Genomic DNA, 24,450 nt, shown 5'->3' with positions numbered 1-24,450 from the left:
GAACTTGCCCCACCCTCTCCCTATAATGACCAGGTTCGGCGCCCGCGTCCCGGCGCGCCAGTCACCAACATTGGATGAGGAAAAGTCATGAACGCAAAGCTTGATTCGGGTGTCACAACGCGGCCTGTCACTCGGCAGACCTTCGACGAAGTCCTCGTCCCGACCTATGCCCCGGCCGCGATGGTGCCGGTGCGCGCGGCGGGCCTGGACGTGTGGGACCAGGAAGACAAGCATTACCTCGACTTCACCTCCGGCATCGCCGTCTCGAGCCTGGGCCACGCCAATCCGGTGCTGGTCGACGCGCTGACCAAGCAGCTCAACACCCTCTGGCACCTCGGGAACGGCTACACCAACGAGCCGGTGCTGCGCCTGGCCACGGCCCTGGTCGAAGCGACCTTCGCCGACCGCGCCTTCTTCTGCAACTCGGGCGCGGAAGCGAACGAAGCGGCCCTGAAACTGGCGCGCAAGTACGCGCACACCAAGTTCGGACCGCATAAGTCGCGCATCATTTCCTGCCTGTCGTCCTTCCACGGCCGCACGCTGTTTACCGTCTCGGTCGGCGGCCAGCCGAAGTACACCGAAGGGTTCGAGCCGCTGCCGCAGGAAATCAACCATGTGCCGTACAACGACATCGAGGCGGCGCGCGCCGCCATCCTCGACGACGTCGCGGCCGTGATCGTCGAGCCGATCCAGGGCGAGGGCGGCGTCATTCCGGGCCACGCCGAGTACCTGCAGGCGCTGCGCGAGCTGTGCGACCAGACCGGCGCGCTGCTGATCTTCGACGAAGTACAGTCGGGCGTGGGCCGCACCGGCGCCTTCTACGCCTACATGGACACCCCGGTCATTCCGGACATCCTCACCAGCGCCAAGGCACTCGGCAACGGCTATCCGATCGGCGCCATGCTCACCACCGAGGAGATCGCCCAGCACTTCAACGTCGGCTCGCACGGCACCACCTACGGCGGCAATCCGCTGGCCGCAACCGTCGCGCTGAACGTGGTCGGCATGATCAACCAGCCTGCTTTCCTCGCGCGCGTGAAGGAAGCCAGCGCCAAGATCTTCGCCAACCTCGACAAGCTCACCGCCGACTACCCGCACGTGTTCGGCAAGGCGCGCGGCCTGGGCCTGTTGATCGGCCTGCCGCTGTCCGAAGGCTTCAAAGGCAAGGCCAAGGACCTCACCAAGATCGCCGAGAAGATGGGCCTGATGCTCTTGATCGCCGGCCCCGACGTGATTCGCATGGCGCCGGCGCTGATCGTGTCGGACGCCCAGATCGCGGAAGCCGACCGCATCCTGCGCGCCGCGGTCGGCGAGTTCCTCGCCGCGGCGTAAGGCCCGCCGCCGCAGTACCCATCCCGGCCTGTCGTTTCGTGCGCGGCCGGGATTTGTTTGCACCGACCCTTCAGGGAGAGCACATGTATGTTGTCCGTCCGGTAGAACTTGCCGATGTCGACGCGTTGGTTCGCCTGGCCGCCGTCATGACGCCCGGCGTGCACACGCTGCCGCGCACGCCCGACACGATCGCGGCCTTCATCGAGCGTTCGACCGCCTCGTTCGCCGCGCAAGTCGATATCCCGAGCGAGGAGTCCTACCTGTTCGTGCTCGAAGACGGCAGCGGCGACGTCGTCGGCACGGCCGCGGTGCACGCGTCGGCCGGCTCGAACGGCACCTATTTCGCGTTCCGCAACGACGTCATCCAGCAAGTCTCGCGCGACCTGAACATCTGCCACAGCGTGCACGCCCTGACCTTGTGCTCCGAACTGACGGCCTGCTCGCAGCTGTCCGGTTTCCACTTGCGCGACCGCGACGCACCCGGCATCGAGGCGGCCCTGCTGTCGCGTGCGCGCCTGCTGTATGCGGTGCTGGCGCCGCACCGCTTCGGCGACCGTTTCTTCGTGCCGCTGGCCGGCGTCACCGATTCGGCCGGCGAGTCGCCGTTCTGGAATGCGCTGGGCCGCAAGTTCTTCAAGATGGATTTCCTGGATGCAGAGCGCGTCGTCGGCGGCGCGCGCAACCGCACCATGATCGTCGAGCTGATGCCGCACTATCCGGTCTACGTGCCGCTGTTGCCGGGCGACGCCCAGGCGGCCATGGGCCAGATTCACCCGAGCGGCCAGCTCGCTTTCGACCTGCTGACGCAGGAGGGCTTCGAAGCGGACGAATATGTCGACATCTTCGATGGCGGCCCGATCCTGGCCGCGCACCGGCTGTCGCTGCGCTCGTTCTGCGGCTCGCAGCGCCGCCGCGTCGAGAACGCCCAGGACAACGCCGGCGACAAGCTCGTCACCTATGCCGTGGCGACCAATGCCGAGCGCTTCCGCGCCATTACCGTGGCCTGTCCACCCTGCGACACTTCCGACGCCGTCTGCCTGCCGGTCGATGCGCAGAAGGCACTCGGCGTGGCGCCGGGCGACTGCGTCGTTTGCGTCAGAATCTGAGAGAGGCACCATGCTCGTCATTCGCTCCATTGCCGCATCGGACCTCGACCCATTGATCGACATGGCGCGCGAAGTCGGTGGCGGCATGACCACCCTGAAGCCGGACCGCAAGATGCTGGGCGACCGCGTCGCCTGCGCCGTGGCCTCGTTCCAGGAAACCATCCCGCCCGAAGAGCGCGACTACATGTTCGTGATGGAGGACACCGAGACCGGCCGCATGGCCGGCGTGTGCGCCATCAAGGCCGCGGTCGGGCTGAATGAACCGTTCTATAACTACCGCATCGGCACCCTGGTGCATTCCAGCCGCGAACTGAACGTATTCACGCGCATGGAAACCCTGTACCTGTCGAACGACCTCACCGGTGCGACCGAACTGTGCTCGCTGTTCCTGCAGCCGGACTACCGCAAGGGCTACAACGGCAAGTGGCTCTCGAAAAGCCGCTTTCTCTTCATCGCCCAGTTCCAGCAGCTGTTCACCGAAAAGATCATCGCCGAGATGCGCGGCTACCTCACCGAAGACGGCACCAGCCCGTTCTACGAGGGCCTGGGGCGCCACTTCTTCAAGATGGATTTCAACCACGTCGACGGCCTGACCGCGGTGGGAAAGAAATCCTTCATCGCCGAACTGATGCCGCGCCAGCCCTTGTATGTGGACTACCTGCCCGAGTCGGCGCGCGCGGTCATCGGCCAGGTGCACCGCTCGACCCTGCCGGCGCGCAAGCTGCTGGAGCAGGAAGGCATGCACTACGAGGGCTATGTCGACATTTTCGACGCCGGTCCTGTGCTCCAGGGCCGCGTGAAGGAACTGCGCTCGGTGCGCGACAGCGTGCTTCGCGTGGCAGTCGAAGGACGCGCCGAAGGTGAGACCGAATGCCTGCTGGTGTCGAACACCAAGCTCCAGGATTTCCGGATGGTGCTGGCCCAGGCCTCCATCGACGGCGCGCAAATCATGCTCTCGGCCCAGGAACTGGCGCTGCTGCGCGTCCAGGCGGGCGAGCCGGTGCGCACGCTGTCACTCAACGTAAGGAAGAACAATGGCTAACCTGTCGAACTACATCAATGGCGAATGGATCGCCGGCAGCGGCGCGGAACTGGTCACGATCGATCCGTCCAGCGGCCGCCAGACCTGGAGCAGCAACGCATCGACCGCGGACGACGTGCAACGCGCCGCGCAAGCCGCGCATGACGCTTTCGAAAGCTGGGCCCTGCGCTCGCTGGAAGAACGGATTGCCGTCTGCACGCGTTTTCGCGACCTGCTGAAGGAAAACGCGGAAGCGCTGGCGTCCATCATCGCCGAGGAAGTCGGCAAGCCGCTGTGGGAAGCGCGCACGGAAGTGGCGACCATGGCGAACAAGGTCGACATCTCGATCCAGTCGTACGGCGCCCGCACCGGCGAGACGGCGGCGAAAGTCGCCGATGGCAACGCCGTGCTGCGCCACCGTCCGCATGGCGTGTTCGGCGTGTTCGGCCCGTATAACTTCCCGGGCCACCTGCCCAACGGCCATATCGTGCCGGCCCTGATCGCCGGGAACACGGTCGTCTTCAAGCCGAGCGAATACGCGCCGCGCACGGCGGTGAAAACCGTGCAGCTGTGGGAACAGGCGGGTTTGCCGAAGGGCGTGCTGAACCTGGTGAACGGCGGCCGCGAGACCGGCATTGCCCTCGGCCGCAACGCGCTGATCGACGGCGTGCTCTTCACCGGCAGCAGCCAGACCGGCGCGGCGCTGCACAAGCAGTTCGGCGGCCAGCCGGGCAAGATGCTGGCGCTGGAAATGGGCGGCAACAACCCGCTCGTCGTCTGGGGTCTCGGTGAGACTGCCAAAGAGATCGACGCCGCCGTGCACCACGCCGTGATGTCCGCCTTCATCTCCGCCGGCCAGCGCTGCACCTGCGCGCGCCGCCTGATCGTGCAGGATGACGAACGGGGCCGGGCCTTCATCGACCGCCTGGTCGACGTCGCCGCGAAGCTGCAGGTCGGCGCCTCGAACGCCGAGCCGCAGCCGTTCATGGGGCCGGTGGTATCGAGCGGCGTCGCCGCGCGCCTGGTGCAGGCCCAGGCCGGCATGGCGGCGAAGGGCGGCAAGGTATTGCTGCAGATGCGCCAGCTCGACCCGAACGCCGGTTTCGTGACCGCCGGTATCGTCGACGTGACCGATGCGCAGGGCATTCCGGACGAAGAGTGGTTCGGGCCGCTGCTGCAGGTGATCCGCGTGAAAACCTTCGACGACGCGCTGCGTGCGGCCAATGCCACCGAATTCGGCCTGGCCGCGGCGCTGTTGTCGCCATCGGAAGAACTGTGGAAGCGCTTCGCGGTGCGCGCGCGTGCAGGCATCGTCAACTGGAACCGCCCGACCACGGGCGCGGCCAGCTCCGCGCCGTTCGGCGGCGTCGGCAAGTCGGGCAATCATCGCCCGAGCGCGTATTATGCCGCCGATTACTGCGCTTATCCGGTCGCCTCGATCGAGACGGCCGAACTCGAGATGCCGGCCAAGCTGTCGCCGGGACTGGTGTTCTGACATGATGCGTAACGCTCGCGAATTCAACTTCGACGGCCTGGTCGGCCCGTCGCACAACTATGCCGGCCTCTCGTTCGGCAACGTCGCCTCGTTCAGCAATGTACGCAGCGCCTCCAACCCGCGCCTGGCGGCCTTGCAGGGCCTGGCCAAGATGCGCGACCTGGCCGCGCGCGGCTTCGCGCAAGCGGTGATGCCGCCCCAGGCGCGGCCGAACTTCCGCCTGCTGCGCAAGCTCGGCTTTTCGGGCACGGACGCCGACGTGCTGGCGCAGGCCTGGCGCGAGGCGCCCGTGATCCTGTCCTGCGCCTGGTCGGCCGCGCCGATGTGGACCGCCAACGCGGCCACCGTCAGCCCTTCGGCCGACACGCGCGACGGCCGCGTGCACTTCACCGCGGCCAACCTGAACAACAAGTTGCACCGCTCGGAAGAACACGTGCAGGCCACCCGCACGCTGCGCGCGATCTTCGGCAACCACGACCACTTCATCGTGCACGATCCCCTGCCGTCCACGCCTGCCTTCGGCGACGAGGGCGCGGCGAACCACACGCGCTTTGCCGCCGACCACGGCGCGGCCGGCGTCGAGTTCTTCGTGTATGGACGGGTCGAGTTCGACCCGTCGGCGCCGTTCCCGAAAAAATACCCGGCGCGCCAGACGCTGGAAGCGTCGCAAGCGGTGGCCCGCCTGCACGGCCTCGATCCGGTGCGCACCGTCTTTGCGGCGCAAAACCCGGACGTGATCGACCAGGGCGTGTTCCACAACGACGTCATCGCGGTCGGCAACGCCAATGTCCTGTTCTATCATGAGCAGGCCTTCGCCGACGAGGCCGCGACGATCGACGCGCTGCGCCGTTCGCTGGCCGGCGTCGGTACCGAGTTCATGCCGGTGCGGGTCGCGAGCGGCGCGGTGCCGGTGACGGATGCGGTGGCGAGCTACCTGTTCAACAGCCAGCTGCTGACCAAGCCCGACGGCAAGATGGCGCTGCTGGTCCCGCACGAATGCCGCGAGAACGCGGCCGTGGCCGATTACCTGGCGGGTTTGGTGGGTAGCGGCGGCCCGATCGACGAGCTGCTCGAATTCGACCTGCGCCAGAGCATGCGCAACGGCGGCGGGCCTGCCTGCCTGCGCCTGCGCGTGGCGCTGACCGACGACCAGGCGGCAGGCATGCACCAGGGCGTGATCATGACCGAAGCGCTGTATGCGCAACTGGTGGCCTGGGTCGAGCGGCATTACCGCGATCGCGTGGAGCCGAAGGACCTGGCCGATCCGCAGTTGGCGATCGAGTGCACGCAAGCCTTGGTCGCATTGGAGCGCATTCTCGGATTGCCGGGCCTGTACGATGTCAGTTAATGTGCCGTCGATGATCGGATGGTGAGAAACAAAACGAGTTACGCGCTTCCGGGACAAGGAAGCCGAGGACCTGGACGGGACAACCCCGTCCACCAACGCCGGTGCGCGCAAAGCCACAAGCCATAGCACGCACGGGTGACAAACATTAGCTTTGGAGAAGCAACAATGAAAGACATGCCGCAAGATTTGCGTACCCAGACCCTGAACCTGGTAGCCAGCGAGCCCGCTGCCGGCGCGACCGGCCAGGTCCGCGCCCTGATCAGTGCCTGGCTCGAAGCGCTCGACGAAGAAGACCTGGCCGGCACCTCGCCGCAGGCCCTGGCCCCGGTCCTGTGGGACGGCTTCATGCAGGCCGCCAGGCGCACCGGTCCCGGTTGCCAGATCGCGCAGCTGCGCTACATCGATGCCAAGGGTAACAAGGACACGGCCTTGCTGATCCTGAACGAAGACATGCCTTACCTGGTCGACTCGTTCGTCATGGCCATGCGCAAGGAGCGCCTGACCGCCGCCGGCGTGATGAACGCCGTGCTGCCGGTGCGGCGCGATGCGAACGGCGTCGTCACCGCCGTGGGCGAAGGCGCACCGCTGGAGTCGGTCGTGCTGGTGCTGATGAACGACGAACTGACCTTCGAGGAGCTCGACCGCCTGACCGCGCGCATCCGCATGGTGGCCAACGACGCCGCCGTCGTGCACCGCGATGCCGTCGCCATGGGCGACCGCATGACCGAAGTGGCCGCCGCCGCTGCCGCCAACGGCACCCCGGCCGGCCAGGAAGTGGCCGCCTTCCTGGAGTGGGCCAAGAACGAAGGCTTCGAGCCCTTCGGCTACGCCTATTATGTCGTCCAGCCCGGCCAGACCGAACTGGCACGCGACATCCCGAGCCGCATCGGCGTGCTGAAAGACACGGCGCATCCGGTCTACGGCACCTGCCTGGCGAACATCCCGGGCGAATTCAACACCCTGGCCGGCCGCGCCGAGACCCTGTCGATCGTGAAGGCCGACGTCGAGGGCACGCTGCACCGCGACCAGCCGCTCGACTTCATCGGCGTGCGCGACACCGACGCCCACGGCAACATCCTGGGCGAGCACTGCTTCGTCGGCCTGTTCACCCGCGCCGCCACCTCGACGCCGCTGGCGCGCCTGCCGTTCGCGCGCGGCCGCGTGGCGAAAGTCCTGAGCCTGGCCGGCGTGCGCCAGGAAGGCTTCCGCGCCGAGAAATTCCTCGAGATCCTCGAGTCGCTGCCGCGCACCGAAGCGCTGGAAGCCGAGCCGGAATGGCTGGCGCAGGTGTGCAGCTCGGTCGTGTCGCTGTACAAGCAGCCGCGCGCGAAAGTGTTCGCCCGCCGCGACGTGTATGGCCGCCACCTGAACGTGCTGGTCTACCTGCCGCGCGAACGCTACAGCGCAGCGGTGGCGGCGTCGCTGGCCCAGGCGCTCAAGGACAGCTCGGGCGCGCATGAAGTGCGCTCGCAGACCCTGGTGGCCGACGGCCCGCTGGCACGCGTCTACCTGATCGCCCACGGCGCGCGCAATCCGCTCGACCTGGAAACCGACATCCAGCGCCCGCTGCTGTCGGTGATGGACGACTGGCACGACCGCTTCGCCATGCTCACCAACGACATGCAGGACCTGAGCTTGCGCAGCAGCCTGCGCAAGCTGGTCGCGACGCTGCCGGTCAACTACATCACCGCCACCGAACCGTCTGTCGCCTTCCGCGACTTGCAGGCGATCCTGCGCAACGGCAAGGCGAAGCGCGTCTCGGCGCGCATCGAAGCCAGCGACGCCGGCACCGCATCGGTGCGCCTGTACTCGGACGGGACCGTGCCGCCGCTGTCGCGCATCCTGCCGGCCCTGCATAACGCGGGCGTGGCCATCGACCGCGAACAGACCTACCGCATCACCACCGCCGATGGCGCGCGCCACTACGTGACCGCGCTGGCCGTGGACGCCGAAAGCGCCGCCAAGCTGGCCAAGCCCGGCATCGTCGACGTCGCCGAAGAGCTGTTCGCCGCGCTCTTCAACGACGAAGCCGAAGACGGCCGCATGAACGGCCTGTCGATCGAAGGCGGCCTGTCGATGCGCGAAGTGCAGCTGGTGCGCGGCTATATCAGCTACTGGCGCCAGCTCGGTTCGAAGTTCTCGGTGCGCTACATGGCCGAGACGCTGCGCGCGCAGCCGGCCCTGGTCAAGGAGTTCGTCACCGCCTTCCTGCAGCGCTTCGACCCGTCCCTGGCCGAGTCCGAACGCGCGGCCGGCAGCGCGAAGCTGGCCTCGCTGAAGGCCGGCCTGTCGAGCGTGAACCATGCCGACACCGAGGAAATCATGGCCGCCCTGGTCGAGCTGGCGCTGGCCACCGTGCGCACCAACTACTTCCAGAACGCGGGTGAAAAAATCATCTTCAAGTTCGACACCAGCAACCTGTCGCTGGCGCCGGAACCGCGTCCGTATCGCGAGATCTTCGTGTTCTCGCGCCGCTTCGAAGGCGTGCACCTGCGCGGCGGCCCGGTCGCTCGCGGCGGCCTGCGCTGGTCCGACCGCATGGAAGACTACCGCACCGAGGTGCTGGGCCTGGTGAAGGCGCAGATGGTCAAGAACGCCGTCATCGTGCCGGCCGGCTCGAAGGGCGGCTTCGTCTGCAAGCAGATGCCGAAGGACGCCGTGCGCGAAACCGTGGCGGCCGAAGGCGAATCGGTCTACCGCCTGTTCATCGCCAGCCTGCTGGAAGTGACCGACAACCGCGTGCGCGGCGCGATCGTGCCGCCGGAATTGACCGTGCGCTACGACCAGGACGATCCTTACCTGGTCGTCGCCGCCGACAAGGGCACCGCGACCTTCTCGGACATCGCCAACAGCATCGCCGTGCAGCGCGGCTTCTGGCTGGGCGACGCCTTCGCCTCGGGCGGCTCGAACGGCTACGACCACAAGAAGATGGGCATCACCGCGAAGGGCGCCTTCGAGGCCGTGAAACGCCATTTCTACGAAGTCGGCCATGACATGAGCACCACCCCGATCACGATGGTCGGCGTGGGCGACATGTCGGGCGACGTGTTCGGCAACGGCGTGCTGCTTTCGCGCCAGTTGAAGGTGCTGGCCGCGTTCGACCACCGCCACATCTTCCTCGACCCGGCCCCGGACGTTGCGCTCTCGTTCGCCGAGCGCCAGCGCATGTTCGCGCTGCCGCGTTCGTCGTGGGAAGATTACGACAAGAGCCTGATCTCGGCCGGGGGCGGCGTCTTCCCGCGCAGCGCCCGTTCGATCGACCTGACGCCGCAAGTGCGTGCCGCGCTCGGCATCGAAGAGACCGCGCTCTCTCCGGAAGAGCTGATGCACCGCATCCTGCTCGCGCCCGTGGACCTGTTCTACAACGGCGGCATCGGTACCTATATCAAGGCGTCGACCGAAACCCACGCGCAGGTAAAAGACCGCGCCAACGACAATATCCGCGTCAATGGCAACGAACTGCGCTGCAAGGTGGTCTCGGAAGGCGGCAACCTGGGCGCGACCCAGGCCGGCCGTATCGAGTTCGCGCTGGCCGGCGGCCGCATCTTCACCGATGCGATCGACAACTCGGCCGGCGTGGATTGCTCGGACCATGAAGTCAACATCAAGATCTGGCTCGACACCGAAGTCAACCTCGGCAAGCTGCCTGAATCCGACCGCAACCGCATCCTCAACGAGATGACCGGCGACGTCGAGAAGCTGGTCCTGCGCGACAACACGCAGCAGACCCATTTGCTGACGCGCGAAGTGCAGGCCCAGGCCAACGGCGCGACCGTGGACAGCTACGCGGCCCTGATCGCCAGCCTGGAACTCGAGGGCGCCGTCTCGCGCGAGCTGGAACAGCTGCCGACCGACACCGAACTGCAGCGCCGCAAGGCAATGGGCGTCGGCTTGACCGCGCCGGAACTGGCGGTCGTCGTTGCCAACGTCAAGAACCGCTTCAAGCGCATCCTGGCGGCGCTGCCATTGACGGCCGAGCCATGGGCCCGGACCGTGCTGCGCCCTTACTTCCCGGCGCAGCTCGTCGCGACCCGCGATCCGCTCGACCACCCGCTGGCCAACGCGATCCTGGCCACCGTGCTGGCGAACGAGGCGGTCAACCGCTGCGGTCCGCTGATGCTGCGCGACCTGGCTGCCGAACACCGCATCGACGAAGCGGAAGTCGTGAAGGCCTGGGGCCGCGCCTGGTCGGCGCTGAACCTGGCGCCGGTCTTCGATGCGCTCGACGCCGATGCCCTCGCCGTGCCGCGCGACGTGTCGGTGACGGTCGATGCCCGCACCCGTGCGCTGCTGCGCGCCGTGATCGAAGGCGTGCTGTCGCTGCCGCAGGGCGCGGACGGCATGGCGGAACTGGCGCAACTGTTCGCCAATGGCGACCAGGTGCGCCAGCTCATGCCGGCCAAGGCGGAAGCGGACGGCCATGCGGGCCTGAACGCGGCCTTCGTGCAGGCCTGGAAGTCGGTCGAGACCATCGAGTCGCTGGCCACCTTCCTGTTTGCCGCAGTGTCGGTGCGCCGTCCGGCGGCCATGTCGCTGGCGCAGTTCCTGCAAGTGGGCATGGCGCTGCGCGCCCGTGCGGGCATCGATACGCTGGAGCGCGGCCTGAAGCTGCCGCCGCAGACCAAGTCGCAGGAACAGCTGCGCAACTATGCGATGCAGGCACTGCGCCGCACCCAGCAGCGCCTGCTGCTGCAGGTGATCGAGCGTGCCGGCAGCGGCGACGCGCTGGCGGCGGTCGATGCGGTGACGCGCGACATGGGCCTGGCCGGCTACGCGCCGGCCACCGACCTCGAACAGGCAATGCTGAACGTCTGGTCGCTGTCGGAAGGGTCGAACCCGGAACGCCTGGCGGCCTGACCGATGAGCGCGCCTCAGCAACCCATGGTGCCCGACGCGGTGCGTGCGCTGGCCGAAGCCGATTTCGGCACGGTCGCGCAGCGCTTCGCCGCTGCCGGCTTCGTCGTCGCGAAGCCCGCCAGGGGCATCCTGACGGTGAAGGGCGTGCAGCCGGCGCCGCGTCCGGCGGTGCTGCTGTCGGTGGGCGTGCATGGCGACGAGACCGGGCCGATCGAGATGGTCGCGCACCTGATCGAGGCGCTCTCGCGCGCACCGTCGGCGCTGGCGGTGGACCTGATGCTCTGCGTCGGGAACATCGAGGCGATCGCTGCCGGCAAGCGTTTCCTGGACGCCGACTTGAACCGCATGTTCAAGGCGCACCGGGGTTCGCTGGCCGGCACCGCGGAAGCGGCGCGGGCCGACGACCTGATCGCCGCCACCGACGTCTTCTTCGCGGGCGCCGGCCCGGTGCGCTGGCACCTGGACCTGCACACGGCGATCCGCGCCTCGCACTACCCGATGTTCGCGATCGTGCCGGACCTGGTCGCCGCCGAGGGCCGGGCGATGCTGGTCGACTGGCTGGGGCAGGCGGCGATCGGCGCGATCGTCATGAACCCGAAATCGGCCGGCACCTACAGCTATTATTCGAGCGAGCACCACCGCGCGGCGGGCAGCACGGTGGAACTGGGGAGGGTGGGCACGCTGGGCCGCAACGACATGGCCCAGTTTGCCGACGTCTCCGCCGCGCTCGACGCGCTGCTGCGCGGAACGCAGGCGCCGGCGAAGAGCGTGCCGCATGTGTTCAAGGTGGCGCAGGAGATCGTCAAGCTGTCGGACGACTTCAGGATGGGCTTCAGCCGCGAGACGGCCAACTTCGCTGCGCTCAAGCGCGGCGACGTGATCGCCACCGACGGGGAGACCGTCTATTCGGTGTTCCACGAGGAGGAGATGGTGGTGTTTCCGAATCCGGATGTGCGGGTCGGATTGCGCGCCGGCTTGATGGTGGTGCGCGTGGATTGAACCGCCAAAGCCGCGCAATCCGCGGCTTTGGCGGGGGTGGTGGCGGCGGTGATGCGGTCGGCTTTTCCACGGCGATTGCCCGCTGCAGGCGCCATCCGGATCGATGGCGCCTGCAGGATCCTCTCAGGCGCGCTAGACTGAGAGGATCGATCACACCGGAGTCCGTATGAGCAAGCTTTTCACCCCCTATGCGCTGGGTCCCCTTGAACTGTCCAACCGCATTGCCGTCGCCCCCATGTGCCAGTACTCGGCCATCGATGGCCTGGCGACCGACTGGCACATGATCCATCTCGGCCAGCTGGCCCTGTCGGGAGCGGCGCTCCTGACCATCGAGGCAACCGCCGTCACGCCCGAAGGCCGCATCTCGGCCGGCGACCTGGGCCTGTGGTCGGATGATCACCAGGAGGCGCTGCGGCCGGTCATTGCGGCCGTGCGCCGCCATTCGCCGATCAAGGTCGCGATCCAGCTGTCGCATGCAGGCCGCAAGGCCTCGAGCGCCGTGCCCTGGGAAGGCGGCGCCAACGTCGCGCCGGACGAAGCGGGCGGCTGGCAGACCGTTGCGCCATCGGCCGTGCCGCACGCCGATGGCGAAACCGTGCCGCTGGCGCTCGACGCCGCCGGGCTGGAGCGCATCAAGCAGGGCTTCGTCGATGCCGCGCGGCGCGCGCAGGGCCTGGGCCTGGACGCCATCGAGCTGCATGGCGCGCACGGCTACCTGCTGCACGAATTCCTGTCGCCCCTGGCGAACCGGAGGGAGGACGACTACGGCGGCACGCTGGAAAACCGCATGCGCTTCCCACTGGAAGTATTCGAGGCGGTGCTGGCGGCGGTGCCGGGCATGTGCGTCGGCATGCGCATTTCGGCCTCCGACTGGGTCGAGGGCGGCTGGGACATCGAGCAGAGCGTGCGCTTCGGCAGGGAGCTGGCAGGGCGCGGCTGCCATTTCATCCACGTCTCTAGCGGCGGCGTTTCGCCGCAGCAAAAGATTCCACTCGGCGCCGGCTACCAGATCGCCTTCGCCGAACGCATCAAGCGCGACACGAACATGCCGACCATCGGCGTCGGCCTGATCACCGAGCCGCAGCAGGCCGAACATATCCTGCAATCGGGCCAGGCCGACATGGTGGCGCTGGCGCGCGCGATGCTCTACGACCCGCGCTGGCCATGGCATGCGGCCGCCGAACTGGGCGCGCAGGTGACGGCGCCGCCGCAGTACTGGCGCTCGCAGCCGCGCCAGTACAAGGCGCTGTTCGGCGAAACGCGCCTCGGCCAGCGGTAATGGCCGCGTTTTGACGGTTCAAGCCGCCAATCGCGCAGTTCGTCGCTTCCAGGATGACGACGGGGAGAACCTTCTCCAGAGTGGCAACATCGGCGCGCACGCGTCCATACCACAACCAGAAAGGTCCTCCCCATGCGTATCCTGCCCGTCCTTGCCTGTGTCGCCGCCCTCGGCGGCTGCGTCGTCATTGCCACGCCGTCCGGCACCAGTGGCAAGGACTTCGAGCTACATACGCCGTTCAGCGGCAAGAGCGTCGACGGCAATGGCGTGCCTGCGCGCGATGTGCGCAAGGTGGCCGCGCTCTCCGGACTGGAAGTGGGCGGTGCGATGATCGTCGACGTACGCGTGGGCGCTGCGCCATCGCTGGTGGTCGAGGGCGACGGCAACCTGCTGTCCCACGTCACCACCGAGGCGCGCGGCGCGACCCTGTACATCGGGACCGAAGGACGCCTGCGCAGCACTGTCCCCCTGAAAGTCACCTACACCGTGCCGAGCCTGAACCACCTGCGCCTGGGCGGGTCGGGACATGTGACGGTGCGCGACCTGAAAGGCGAACCGCTGTCGGTGCGCCTGGCCGGCTCGGGCGTGACGCGCCTGTCGGGCGAGGTCGCGGAACTCGATGCCAAGGTGGCGGGCTCGGGCAAGATCGAAGCCGGCGAGCTGCGCGCGCGCAGCATGCAGGTGGAGGTCAGCGGGTCGGGCGGGCTCGTGCTCGGCCAGGTACGCGGCGACAACGCGCGCATCCAGATCAGCGGTTCGGGAACGGTGCGAACGGGCGGCGCGGTGCGCACGCTCAATGTGCGCGTAAGCGGTTCGGGCAGCGCCGACCTGGCGGGCTTGACGACCGAGCAGGGCGAGCTGACCAGCAGCGGCTCGGGCGGCATCTCGGCCACCGTACGCCAGTCGGTGTTCGCGCAGGCCAGCGGCTCGGGTCCGATCCGGATCTACGGGCAGCCGGCCCAGCGCAACCTCGCCGGGCGCGGCGTGCAGATGCTGTAAGGGGTGGTACCCAGGCGCCGGGTCAAACCGGACCAGCGGCCGTGCCACGCCAGAACATCTTGTGCATCTCGACGATCCGCTTGCCAGTGCTGCCGGCGGTGATCGATGCCAGCGTGTAGCGGTCCAGCTCCTGGTAAAACGCGCGCATGCCGGCGTTCAGGGCGCCGCGCATCTGGCAATCGAGGTTCAATGCGCAGCGCAGCGCTGCGCAATCGACGAGTTCGTTGTCGCCCTCGAGTTCGCGCAGCACCTGGCCCACCGTCAGCTGCTGCGGGTCGGCCGCCAGGCGCAGGCCGCCATTGCGTCCGCGCAGCGCGTGCACCCAGCCGGCACGCGCCAGGTGGCCCACCACCTTGACCAGGTGGTTTTGCGGGATCGTGAATTGCGCGGCGATCTCGGCGACCGTCACCGGATGCAGACGTTCGCCGGCGCGCTCGAGGTAAATGAGCACGCGCAAACCGATGTCGGAAAAGCGTGTCAGGCGCATGAGATGTCAGTGGGAAATAATGGGCCTATTCTAGCGCGTCAGGTGCGCAAGGCCAATGGAGTTTTAACGGAAAACTATTTTCTCAACAACCCTTGAACGGCCCTATAATCGCGAACTTTGGCGGCGATTCGAGCTCAGCCATTTTTTAGCGACAAGGAAATTTCCGTGAATCTGACACTGGGCCAGAAGCTGGTTCGTACCAAGCCGGCCGAACGCGCGCACGAAGACAGCCAGGCCCATGGTGGCGGCCTGAACCGTACACTGGGCCTGTTCCCGCTGACCATGATCGGCGTCGGCGCCACGGTCGGCACCGGCATCTTCTTCACGATGGTCGAAGCGGTGCCGAAAGCCGGCCCGGCTGTCATTCTTTCCTTCCTGATCGCCGCCATTACCGCCGGCCTGACCGCGCTGTGCTATGCCGAACTGGCGGGTCGCGTGCCGGCCTCGGGGTCCTCGTATTCTTTTGCCTACGCCACCGTCGGCGAATTTGCCGCCTTTGTCGTTGCCGCCTGCCTCTTGCTCGAATATGGCCTGGCGGGCAGCGCGGTCGCGATCGGCTGGTCCGATTACCTGAACAATTTCCTGCAAAACGCGTTCGGCTGGGAAATCCCGGCCCATTTGCGCTCGCCCATGTTCGTCTCCGACCACAGCAAGCTAAGCGTCCAGTACGGCAACTTCAACTTGCCGCCGGTGCTGCTGATTATGATGTGCTGCATCCTGCTGGTGCGCGGCACCAGGGAATCGGCCACCACGAATGCCGTCATGGTCGTCATCAAGCTGGCCATTCTTGCCTTCTTTGCCGCGATCGCCTTCACCGGTTTCGATGCGAACAATTTCACGCCCTTCTTCAATGCCGACGACAGCAAGGGCCTGGCCGGCATGGCCGGCGTCACCGCCGCCGCCGGCACCGTGTTCTTTTCCTTCATCGGCCTCGACACCATCGCCACCGCCGGCGAAGAAGTGAAGGACCCGCGCCGCAACGTGCCGACCGGTATCCTGGCCGCGCTCGTCATCGTCACCCTGTTCTACCTGCTCGTCGCCCTGGCCGCGATGGGCGCCCAGCCGGCCCACCTGTTCGAGGGCCAGGAGGCCGGCTTGTCCGTGATCCTGCAAAACGTCACCGGCAAGACATGGCCGGCGCTGGTGCTGTCGGCCGGCGCCGTGGTCTCGGTATTCTCGGTGACGCTGGTGACGCTCTACGGCCAGACCCGCATCCTGTACGCGATCAGCCGCGACGGCCTGATCCCGAAGACCTTCCAGAAAGTGAACCCGCGCAGCGGCGCGCCGGTCGCCAATACCGTGATCGTCTGCCTGGTGGTCGGCCTGATCGCCGGCCTGGTCGATTCGACCTTCCTGTGGGACATGGTCAGCATGGGCACGCTGACGGCCTTTATCGTCGTCTCGGTCGCGGTGCCGGTGATCCGCGCCAAGCAGGGGCCGGACGCCGAACACGGCTTCCGCGTGCCCTTCGGCCCGTACGTCATCCCGGGACTGTCGATCCTCGCCTGCTTCTACATCATGAAGGATTTGCCGCCGGCGACCTTCCGCGTGTTTTTCCTGTGGATGGCGGCGGCGGTGGCGACTTATTTCCTGTACAGCATGCGGCATAGCCGGCTCAACAAGAAGGCATGATCGCCTGACTGAACCCGCCGCGTTCGACGCGGCGTTTTTTTTGGGTGCCCGGCATGGGCGCTCTTGCCTGCACTGAAGATACGCCACCGGGCATCACCGGTTGACGGAACGGTGCGTCTGCGTCGCCGCCATGGCAGGCAGGTCACTGGCAGCGAATAATAAAAAAGCCACGCGCCTTGCGGCCGCGTGGCTTTCCACTGGAGGCGCCGCCTCCGTCGAACGTCCGATTACAGCGCGTTCATTTCCTTGAGCAGGTTATCGGCCTTGTCCACATGCTTCATGTTCCACAGCATGTAGCGCGAGTCGACCTGGATCGAGCGGGTGTTGGCGGTATTGAAATCCCAGTCCGAAATGATCGAATCGAGGGTGCCGTCGAAGGCCAGGCCGATCAGTTCGCCGCGCTTGTTGAGCGCCGCCGAACCCGAGTTGCCACCAGTGATGTCGAGCGTCGCCAGGTAGTTCACCGGCACCGTCTTCAGGGCTGGGTCGACATATTTGCCGAAGTCCTTGGCCTTGATGGCGGCCAGCTGCGCGGTCGGGGCATTGAATTCGCCTTCGCCGGTATGCTTGGCGACCACGCCCTTGGTGGTGGTAAACGCGGTCCAGGCGCCAGTGCCGTCGGCGCCGTGGGCGCGGCCGGCGATCTTGCCGAAGGTCACGCGCAGGGTGCCGTTAGCGTCCGGATAGACGGCCTGGCCGCGGCTGTTCATGTAGGCGATCTTTGCCTTCATGTAGGCGGCGTACGACTTCTGGATCTTGCCGCCGAGTTCTTCGGCCTTGGCTTCGTCCTTCAGGTCGGACTCATACATGGCGACGGCTGCCCTGATGAAGGCGTCGTTGCTGGCCTTGAACTCGGCAGGGGTCTTCTTCAGCCATGCGCTGCGCTCATCCTTGTTGGCCAGCTTCGAGCCGGCGTACATGGTGTCGATGGCGGCCTTCAGTTCGTCCTGGCTCATGCCGGCGCGGATGCCGAGGGCCTTGTTGAAGGCGGCATCCTGCTCTTTCACCGGCTGCGCCAGGTACTTGCCCAGGAAGTGCATGACCAGCGCCTTGTCGACCTTTTCGTCATAGGTGCGGTCCTGGCCGGTGATGACCGAGGTCATGCGCGCCATGTCGCGCTCCTGGTAGCCCGACTTGCGTGCGGCGTCCGGCTTGGTGCGTTCGTTGGCCAGGCGGTACAGGCTGCGTGCCGACGCGAGGAAGCGCGGCTGGGCGTAGCCCAGGTAGAAGCCTTCCTTCGTGTTGCTGTCGCGCTCGGCGATCAGCTTTTCGACGGTTTCGATGTCGGCGCCGAACTGCTTTTTACGGGTGGCGTCGCTGTTGACCCAGGCCTTCATGGCGGCGTGTTCGGCAGTCTTGCGCGCCAGGAAATCGCTATCGCCGTAGGAGGTCAGCATGCCCTTGCGGTTCTTGTAGTAGTTGTTGACGCTGGCAACCTGGCCGGCGTACTTGAGCTTGGCGGCCGGGTCGTTCTTCGTCTCGCGCTCGATAATGGCGAGCACTTCACCCGAGGCTTGCACGAAGGCCGGGTAGTTCCAGTCGAAGGTGTACTGCACTTCCGACGGCAGGCGATGGCGGTTGGTGCGGCCCGGGTAGCCCAGCACCATGATGAAATCGCCTTCCTTCGAGCCTTCGGTGGCGATCTTGAGGTGGTGCTTCGGCACGTAGGGAACGTTGTCGGTCGCATAGTCGGCGGCCTTGCCGTCTTTCGAGACGTAGGCGCGGTAGAAACCGTAGTCGCCGGTGTGGCGCGGCCACATCCAGTTGTCGGTATCGCCACCGAACTTGCCGACGCCCGACGGTGGCGCATGCACCAGGCGCACGTCGCGGATTTCCAGCTGCTTCAGGCGGTAGAACTCGAGGCCACCGTAGTAGCTGGCCACGGTACAGCGGTAGCCCGGCGTTTGTTCGCAGGCTGCAACCATTTCTTTTTGGTTCTTTTCGATCGCGTCGATACGCGCCTTGCCGCTCAGCTTGGCGACCCTGGCGTCGATGATCCGGTCGCTGACATTGGTCACTTCCTCGGTCACGAACACGCGGCTGCCGGGCGATGCCGGCACTTCTTCGGCCAGGGTCCTGGCCAGGAAGCCGTTGGCCAGCAAGTCGCGCTGCGGCGTCGAGTTGACGGCGATGCTGTTGTAGACGCAATGGTGGTTGGTGACGACCAGGCCCTGCGGCGACACGAACGAGGCCGAGCAGCCGCCCAGGCTGACGATCGCGCCCATCGGGAATTCGGTCAGTTTGGTCAGCGCGGCGGGATCGAGTTCGAGGCCGGCGGCTTTCAGTTGCTGGGCTACTTGTGGCAGCTGCTGCGGCATCCACATGCCTTCGTCCGCTTGTGCGGCGAAGGTGGTAAGAATGGCTAGCGAGAGGAGAGTCTTTTTCATTCGCGATCGATCAGGAGGGTTATCGGATACCCTGACAGGGCATCCCGAGAGTATCGTTAATCCCCCGCCAGCTCGTCAACCGATATTTCCCCGGCACGCCGGCGGCGTGCACGCGGTATTTACAGTTGCGAGCCGAACAGCGATGCGAATTCGCCGCTGATCTTTTCCGTCCACGAGCGGTTGTTCCAGGCCGCCAGCGTCATGCGCCGCGCCTTTTTCCAGTCGTTTTCGAACACGTGCACCTGTGCACGGGCGAACTCGGGATCGAGCACGTTCAGGTTGGCTTCGTCGTTGATGCTGAACGAGCGGTTGTCGAAGTTGGTCGAACCGACCGAGACCATCAGCGCGTCGACCACCAGCGCTTTGACATGGTACATGGTCGGCTGGTATTCGGCGATCTCGACACCGGCCTTCAGCATGTCGCCCCAGCGTTCGCGCGAGGCCAGACGCACGATGCCGGCATCGATTTCCTTGCCCGGCACGATGATGCGCACCTTGACGCCGCGTTTCGCGGCCGCGGCCAGGGCGCGGATGGCCAGGTCGTCGGGGACGAAATACGAGGCCGACATGTCGATCGAGGTGCGCGCGGCGGTGATCGCCATCAGGTACATCAGGTGCATGCTGGCGCTGCCGCCGGTGGGCGAGCTGGAAAACATCTGGGCCGGCATCGAGCCGACCGCCTTCAAGGGCGGAAAATAGGGAGCGCCGTCGAGCACGACGCCGGTGGACTTGGTCCAGTTATCGGTAAACACGGCTTGCATCTGGCCGACGACCGGGCCTTCGACGCGGAAATGGGTATCGCGCCATTCCTTATCGTTTGCGGCGTTCCCGCGCCACTGGTCGGCAATGCCGACGCCGCCGGTAAAACCGATCTTGCCGTCGACGATCAAGAGTTTGCGGTGGGTGCGGTTGTTCAAGCGGGCAAGCTTCCACCATGCCGGCTTGTGATAGCGCTGCAATTGCACGCCGGCGTCGCGCATTTTTTGCATCGCCTCGTCATTCATCTTCATGCTGCCGATGAAATCGAGCATGACATGGACCTTGACGCCGGCGCGCGCGCGCTCGGCCAGGGCAGCGGAAAATTCCTCGCCGATCGTTTCCGACCAATAGATATAGGTTTCGAAGGTAATCGTCTTTTCGGCGCCGCGGATGGCCGCGAGCATGGCCGGGAAAATCTGGTTGCCGTTGAGGAGGGTGTCGACCTTGTTGCCTTCGATGATGGGAGGCCCCAGCAACACCCCCATCGAGCGCCGGAACTGGGCGTCGTGGATATCGTACTGGCGTGTGAGCTGGGTTTCGATCTGCTTTTCGCTTGGCATGAAATTCAGCGCCAGAAAGCCGACAACGAGCGTCAGGACGCAGCTGATGACGGAGATGCCGACTTTATTGGTGCTCATAGCATAGTGCTCACAAAAATTTCAGACGAAAAAAAACCAACGCGTGAAAGCGTTGGTTATGTGGGGCAAACCACTGATTAACGAACGCGGCCGCGACGCAGCAGGTTGACGATAGCCAGCAGGATAACAGCGCCCAGGAACGAAACCAGCAGCGACGACACGCTGAAGTCATCGGAATTGATGGTCCCGGAACCGAACAGTGGGGAAAGCAACCAGCCGCCCAGGAAGGCGCCGATGATACCAACCACAACGTTCAGGATCATGCCCTGCTCAGCATCGGTCTTCATGACCATGCTTGCCAGCCAACCGAGGATACCACCGACGACGATCCAGATAATAAATAGCATTTTCATTCCTCCTCATAGTAATAGAAACCTACCCGAGGCCAATTGACTGCGTTGACCATGTAAAAAAGTCTACAGACCGACAAGATGTCGGGTCGGTGCGGCAACGAACGTTAGACGATGAATCTATAAATCGTGTTCCGCGAGCCGATTTTTTTTAACGATATGTTTCCATTTGGAATGTCCTGAAGTGAGTGCGTCAGCGTACAGAAGAGTGCGGGTGCGGGGCCTATTGTTCGACCACTGGCAACCCATTGTTGCAAGACCTGACCGCACTACAGACACCTTTGAAAGGGATACATCATGAGCTACGACACCGATAAGCAGAATTCGCGCATGGTCACCGGCCTGTTCCCGGACCGCGCCAGCGCAGAGCGCGCGTATAGCTCGGTCTCCGACCGTGGTTACAGCAAGGACGACGTCAACCTGATGATGTCGGATTCGACCCGCAAGACCCACTTCGGCGATACCGATACCGAACTGGGCAGCAAAGCCGCTGAAGGCGCCGGCATCGGCGCAGGCATCGGCGGCACCATTGGCGCCGTCCTGGCAGGCATCGCCGCCGTCGGTACCACCCTCGTGCTGCCGGGCGTCGGCCTGGTCGTGGCCGGCCCGCTGGCCGCAGCCCTGGCCGGTGCCGGCGCCGGTGGCCTGACCGGCGGCCTGATCGGCGCGCTGATCGGTGCCGGCATTCCGGAAGAACGCGCAGCACACTATGAAGAAGGCATCAAGTCGGGCGGCATCCTGATGGGCGTGAATGCCCGTTCGGACGATGACGCTGCCCACATCGAGCGTTCGTGGACCGAACATGGCGGCTCGCACGTCATCGGTACCGGCGTCGGCGCCGTCGGCGGTGCACTCGCCGGTGCCGCGATCGGTTCGGCTGCCGGTCCGATCGGTACCGTCGCAGGCGCCGCCATCGGTGGCATCACCGGCGGCATGGCCGGCAAGGGCGTGGGCGAAGTGGTCAACCCGAAAGCCGGTGACGACCTGAACGAACACCACCTGGCCAAGGGCGCTGGCGCCACCGCCGGTGCAGCGACCGGCGCCGCACTCGGCGCCGTCGGCGGCCCGATCGGCATGGCAGCGGGCGCCGTCGTCGGCGGCCTGGCGGGCGGCGCTGCCGGCCGTGGCGCTGGCGAAGTCGTCAACCCGAAGGGTAACGACGACCTGAACGACCATCACCTGGCGCAAGGCGTCGGCGGCGCCAGCGGCGCGGTTGCCGGTGCAACCATCGGTGCCGTCGGCGGCCCGGTCGGCATGGCGGCAGGCGCGGTGATCGGCGGCCTGGCGGGTGGCGCGACTGGCCGCGGCGTCGGCGAAGTCGTCAACGCGAAGCCGGACGACGAGCGCAGCGAGCATAACCTGGCCAAGGGCATTGGCGCGGGCGGCGGCGCGGCGGCCGGCGCCACCATCGGCGCCGTTGGCGGCCCGATCGGCATGGTGGTCGGTGCCGGTGTCGGCGCGGCGGTGGGCGGCATGGCCGGCAAGGGCGTCGGCGGCCTGGTCAATCCAGCCCAGGAAGATGCGCACTGGCGTAATACTTACCAGACCCAGCCGGAATACACCCCTGGCTATACCTATGACGACTACCAGCCTGCCTACGCACTGGGCTACAACGGCAAGAGCCGTTACCCAGGCAGCTACGACCAGAACGAGGCGCAGCTGGCCGACGAGTGGAACACCACCAAGGGCAATTCGCGCCTGTCGTGGGACCAGGCCAAGTCGGCCAGCCGTGCCGCATGGCACAAGGTCGAGCGCGCCATTCCAGGCGACTTCGACCGTGACGGCCGTTAATCCAGGCTATTACCTGCGCTAATACCTGCGCTAATGTAAAAAGCCCCGCTGCCGAAAGGCAGCGGGGCTTTTCATTTGGCCGGCCTGCTTACTGCTTGACGGCTTCGACCTGGATCGCCAGGCGCACTTCCGGCGAGAAATTCGGCAAGCCGAAATTGATCCCGAAATCGCTGCGCTGGAAGATGCCGTGCGCGTCGGCGCCGCAGACTTCGCGTTTCAGCATCGGGTGCTGGATGCACTTGAACTTGGCGATGTTCAGGGTCAGCGGCTTGGTCACGCCGTGCAGGGTGAAGTTGCCTTCGACGGCGACCAGGTTGTCGCCCTCGAAGCGCAGCTTGTTGCCCTTGAAGGTTGCCGTCGGGTATTGAGCAACGTCGAAGATGTCAGGCTTGCGCGCATGCTCGTTCATCTTCTGGTGGCCGAAATCGACGCTGTTCATGTCGACCGTGATGTCGAAGCTGCCGGTCTTGGCCGCGCGGTCGAGCGTGATGGTGCCATCGGTCTTGGTAAACTTGCCGCGCCAGACCGAGATGCCCAGGTGGTCGGCTTCGAAGCTCGGATAGGTGTGGCTCGGGTCGATCTTGTAGGTGTCGACGGCAGCCGCGGCGAAGCCGGCGCCGGTGGCAAGGACGGTGGCGATGAGGAGCTTGTTGAGTTTCATGGAGATCTCTTGGTGGGTGAATCGGTTATTTTCCCGCGCTGACGCGGAACTTGATGACAACTTCGTCGGCGACCATGCTGGTGTCTTTCCACTCGCCTTCGCCGATATTGAAAGCCAGCCGGCGAATCGGCAGCTGTCCTTCGAACAGGTGTTTTCCGCCGTCGGTCTTCACCGTCAGCGGAAAGTTGACGTCGGCGGTCTTGCCCTTGATCGTCAGCTTGCCGGCCACATTGAGCTTGCCCGGACCGGCCGACTTGATCGAGGTCGACACAAAACTCGCTTTCGGGAACTGTGCCGTATTAAACCACTCCTTCTTGGCCACCTCGCGATTGTAGTCGGCGTCGCCCAGGTCCATGCTGGCGGTCTGGATATCGACGCTTGCCTTCGCCGCTTCCGGCCTGGCGGCATCGTAGTCGATTCCGGCCGTGAAGGATTTGAAGCTGGCTTCGACCGGCACGTTCATTTGCTTGAACACGACCGTGACGCGGCTGTTGGCAGGGTCGGTCTTGAGCGCGGCGGCGCCGGCGAGGGTGCTGGCGAACAGCGAGGCAAGCGCAAGGGCGCGTACAGGGTTCATGATCATTCCTTATTCGTCGAAAAGGGCAGCATCCGGCCCATGATGCCGTCGCGGTCGATCAGCCAATGCTTGAACGCCGCCAGCACGTGCACGGCGACCAATGCCGCCAAGGCCATGTTGAGCCAGTAGTGCAGGGCGCCCAGCACCGGTTTCAGTACCGGGTCGGCGCCGATCAGGACCGGCAACGGGAACAGGCCGAAATACATCACCGGCACGCCGGCGGCCAGGCTGTAGAAATAACCGGACAGCGGTACGGCGAACATCAATCCATACAGCACGCCGTGCAGCAAGTGGGCGGCGCGGATTTGCCAGGCGGGCAGGGTTGCCGGATCGGCCGGCGGGCGGCAGCGCAGGCGCCACAGCAGGCGCAAGGTCGCCAACAGCAGTATCGTCACCCCCGCCCATTTATGCCAAGAAAAATAACGCAGCTTGGCCGGCGTCAGCCCCGGAATATCGGTCATCACCAGGCCCAGCGTGAAGTTGCCGATGATCAGGAAAGCGATCAGCCAGTGCAGGACGATCGCGGGAAGGGAATAACGCTGCATGAGGAGGCCGAGAGTTAGTACTGACTAGAACTAAACTATAGCAAAAAAGGCGGAAGCGTGCTCGCCATAGAGATATTTCTTTTCGTACACTAGCACGGATTGTCAAACGTGCACAGCAGCGGCCCGGGGTGAATGTAAAATCGAAGTAAGCGCGTATTCACATAAAAACGGTCGAAGAACCTGTCCC

18 protein-coding genes are annotated in these 24,450 nt (G+C 65.6%); 11 read left to right on the top strand and 7 right to left on the bottom strand.

Annotated features, from left to right (window positions below; translation table 11 throughout):
- Positions 1–87: 87 nt before the first annotated feature.
- From astC to ACFPOU_RS18135, 9 genes are all read left to right on the top strand, one after another.
- The gene (astC, locus tag ACFPOU_RS18175; protein ID WP_379724405.1) at positions 88–1,332 is read left to right on the top strand and encodes an acetylornithine/succinylornithine family transaminase; all 1,245 of its coding nucleotides are present in this window, start codon (positions 88–90) and stop codon (positions 1,330–1,332) included.
- Between the two features lie 83 nt (positions 1,333–1,415).
- Positions 1,416–2,438, top strand: coding sequence for an arginine N-succinyltransferase (locus ACFPOU_RS18170; RefSeq protein WP_379724402.1), 1,023 nt, complete (start codon positions 1,416–1,418; stop codon positions 2,436–2,438).
- 10 nt (positions 2,439–2,448) lie between these two features.
- On the top strand, positions 2,449–3,480 hold the full coding sequence (gene astA, locus ACFPOU_RS18165) for an arginine N-succinyltransferase (RefSeq protein WP_379724399.1): 1,032 nt from the start codon (positions 2,449–2,451) through the stop codon (positions 3,478–3,480).
- Positions 3,473–4,954: a succinylglutamate-semialdehyde dehydrogenase gene (gene astD / locus ACFPOU_RS18160; protein WP_379724396.1), complete on the top strand. Its 1,482-nt coding sequence runs from the start codon at positions 3,473–3,475 to the stop codon at positions 4,952–4,954. Before astA ends, astD begins: the two co-directional genes overlap by 8 nt.
- A 4-nt stretch (positions 4,955–4,958) precedes the next feature.
- The gene (gene astB, locus ACFPOU_RS18155; RefSeq protein WP_379724504.1) at positions 4,959–6,302 is read left to right on the top strand and encodes an N-succinylarginine dihydrolase; all 1,344 of its coding nucleotides are present in this window, start codon (positions 4,959–4,961) and stop codon (positions 6,300–6,302) included.
- A gap of 165 nt (positions 6,303–6,467) precedes the next feature.
- Positions 6,468–11,159, top strand: a complete 4,692-nt coding sequence (locus ACFPOU_RS18150) for an NAD-glutamate dehydrogenase domain-containing protein (protein WP_379724393.1) — start codon at positions 6,468–6,470, stop codon at positions 11,157–11,159.
- A gap of 3 nt (positions 11,160–11,162) precedes the next feature.
- Positions 11,163–12,158, top strand: a complete 996-nt coding sequence (locus ACFPOU_RS18145; protein ID WP_379724390.1) for a succinylglutamate desuccinylase — start codon at positions 11,163–11,165, stop codon at positions 12,156–12,158.
- A gap of 166 nt (positions 12,159–12,324) precedes the next feature.
- Positions 12,325–13,437, top strand: coding sequence for an NADH:flavin oxidoreductase/NADH oxidase (locus ACFPOU_RS18140; protein WP_379724387.1), 1,113 nt, complete (start codon positions 12,325–12,327; stop codon positions 13,435–13,437).
- A 132-nt stretch (positions 13,438–13,569) separates the two neighbouring features.
- Positions 13,570–14,436, top strand: a complete 867-nt coding sequence (locus ACFPOU_RS18135; RefSeq protein WP_379724384.1) for a head GIN domain-containing protein — start codon at positions 13,570–13,572, stop codon at positions 14,434–14,436.
- Positions 14,437–14,458: 22 nt separating this feature from the next.
- Here the strand turns inward: ACFPOU_RS18135 and ACFPOU_RS18130 are convergent, their stop codons facing one another.
- Entirely contained in the window at positions 14,459–14,923 is a 465-nt protein-coding gene (locus tag ACFPOU_RS18130) for an RrF2 family transcriptional regulator (protein ID WP_379724381.1), read from the bottom strand.
- 165 nt (positions 14,924–15,088) lie between these two features.
- Here ACFPOU_RS18130 and ACFPOU_RS18125 point away from each other — a divergent pair, with 165 nt between their 5' ends.
- On the top strand, positions 15,089–16,555 hold the full coding sequence (locus tag ACFPOU_RS18125; protein ID WP_379724378.1) for an APC family permease: 1,467 nt from the start codon (positions 15,089–15,091) through the stop codon (positions 16,553–16,555).
- Positions 16,556–16,782: 227 nt separating this feature from the next.
- On the opposite strand, the gene ACFPOU_RS18120 is transcribed toward ACFPOU_RS18125, so the two are convergent.
- From ACFPOU_RS18120 to ACFPOU_RS18110, 3 genes are all read right to left on the bottom strand, one after another.
- The gene (locus ACFPOU_RS18120) at positions 16,783–18,942 is read right to left on the bottom strand and encodes a S46 family peptidase (RefSeq protein WP_379724374.1); all 2,160 of its coding nucleotides are present in this window, start codon (positions 18,940–18,942) and stop codon (positions 16,783–16,785) included.
- A 119-nt stretch (positions 18,943–19,061) separates the two neighbouring features.
- Entirely contained in the window at positions 19,062–20,339 is a 1,278-nt protein-coding gene (locus tag ACFPOU_RS18115) for a phospholipase D-like domain-containing protein (RefSeq protein ID WP_379724370.1), read from the bottom strand.
- A 77-nt stretch (positions 20,340–20,416) separates the two neighbouring features.
- Positions 20,417–20,686 carry a GlsB/YeaQ/YmgE family stress response membrane protein gene (locus tag ACFPOU_RS18110; protein ID WP_091876165.1) on the bottom strand — a complete coding sequence of 90 codons (270 nt, stop codon included), beginning with the start codon at positions 20,684–20,686 and terminating at the stop codon, positions 20,417–20,419.
- A gap of 300 nt (positions 20,687–20,986) precedes the next feature.
- Between ACFPOU_RS18110 and ACFPOU_RS18105 the strand changes: the two genes are divergently transcribed.
- A complete protein-coding gene (locus tag ACFPOU_RS18105) occupies positions 20,987–22,480 on the top strand; it encodes a hypothetical protein (RefSeq protein WP_379724367.1) in 1,494 nt (497 codons plus the stop codon).
- Between the two features lie 88 nt (positions 22,481–22,568).
- Here ACFPOU_RS18105 and ACFPOU_RS18100 read toward each other — a convergent pair whose 3' ends face one another.
- Genes ACFPOU_RS18100 through ACFPOU_RS18090 form a run of 3 tightly spaced genes read right to left on the bottom strand, consistent with a single transcriptional unit; the run spans position 22,569 to position 24,263 of the window.
- On the bottom strand, positions 22,569–23,141 hold the full coding sequence (locus ACFPOU_RS18100) for a YceI family protein (RefSeq protein WP_379724364.1): 573 nt from the start codon (positions 23,139–23,141) through the stop codon (positions 22,569–22,571).
- A 25-nt stretch (positions 23,142–23,166) separates the two neighbouring features.
- Positions 23,167–23,718, bottom strand: a complete 552-nt coding sequence (locus ACFPOU_RS18095; protein WP_379724361.1) for a YceI family protein — start codon at positions 23,716–23,718, stop codon at positions 23,167–23,169.
- Positions 23,719–23,720: 2 nt separating this feature from the next.
- Positions 23,721–24,263, bottom strand: a complete 543-nt coding sequence (locus ACFPOU_RS18090; protein WP_379724358.1) for a cytochrome b — start codon at positions 24,261–24,263, stop codon at positions 23,721–23,723.
- Positions 24,264–24,450 lie beyond the last annotated feature (187 nt).

It is taken from the genome of Massilia jejuensis (assembly GCF_042656795.1).
GTDB lineage: Bacteria > Pseudomonadota > Gammaproteobacteria > Burkholderiales > Burkholderiaceae_D > Telluria > Telluria jejuensis.
Note: the sequence above shows the minus strand (reverse complement) of the source record. Positions and strands in the feature narration are given on the sequence as shown.

Coding starts and splice junctions, on each gene's coding strand:
- ACFPOU_RS18110 (WP_091876165.1), bottom strand. CDS start 20,686: ATGCTATTTATTATCTGGATCGTCGTCGGTGGTATCCTCGGTTGGCTG.
- astA (WP_379724399.1), top strand. CDS start 2,449: ATGCTCGTCATTCGCTCCATTGCCGCATCGGACCTCGACCCATTGATC.
- ACFPOU_RS18150 (WP_379724393.1), top strand. CDS start 6,468: ATGAAAGACATGCCGCAAGATTTGCGTACCCAGACCCTGAACCTGGTA.
- ACFPOU_RS18090 (WP_379724358.1), bottom strand. CDS start 24,263: ATGCAGCGTTATTCCCTTCCCGCGATCGTCCTGCACTGGCTGATCGCT.
- ACFPOU_RS18115 (WP_379724370.1), bottom strand. CDS start 20,339: ATGAGCACCAATAAAGTCGGCATCTCCGTCATCAGCTGCGTCCTGACG.
- ACFPOU_RS18135 (WP_379724384.1), top strand. CDS start 13,570: ATGCGTATCCTGCCCGTCCTTGCCTGTGTCGCCGCCCTCGGCGGCTGC.
- ACFPOU_RS18105 (WP_379724367.1), top strand. CDS start 20,987: ATGAGCTACGACACCGATAAGCAGAATTCGCGCATGGTCACCGGCCTG.
- ACFPOU_RS18130 (WP_379724381.1), bottom strand. CDS start 14,923: ATGCGCCTGACACGCTTTTCCGACATCGGTTTGCGCGTGCTCATTTAC.
- astD (WP_379724396.1), top strand. CDS start 3,473: ATGGCTAACCTGTCGAACTACATCAATGGCGAATGGATCGCCGGCAGC.
- ACFPOU_RS18120 (WP_379724374.1), bottom strand. CDS start 18,942: ATGAAAAAGACTCTCCTCTCGCTAGCCATTCTTACCACCTTCGCCGCA.
- astB (WP_379724504.1), top strand. CDS start 4,959: ATGCGTAACGCTCGCGAATTCAACTTCGACGGCCTGGTCGGCCCGTCG.
- ACFPOU_RS18095 (WP_379724361.1), bottom strand. CDS start 23,718: ATGAACCCTGTACGCGCCCTTGCGCTTGCCTCGCTGTTCGCCAGCACC.
- ACFPOU_RS18140 (WP_379724387.1), top strand. CDS start 12,325: ATGAGCAAGCTTTTCACCCCCTATGCGCTGGGTCCCCTTGAACTGTCC.
- ACFPOU_RS18145 (WP_379724390.1), top strand. CDS start 11,163: ATGAGCGCGCCTCAGCAACCCATGGTGCCCGACGCGGTGCGTGCGCTG.
- ACFPOU_RS18170 (WP_379724402.1), top strand. CDS start 1,416: ATGTATGTTGTCCGTCCGGTAGAACTTGCCGATGTCGACGCGTTGGTT.
- ACFPOU_RS18100 (WP_379724364.1), bottom strand. CDS start 23,141: ATGAAACTCAACAAGCTCCTCATCGCCACCGTCCTTGCCACCGGCGCC.
- astC (WP_379724405.1), top strand. CDS start 88: ATGAACGCAAAGCTTGATTCGGGTGTCACAACGCGGCCTGTCACTCGG.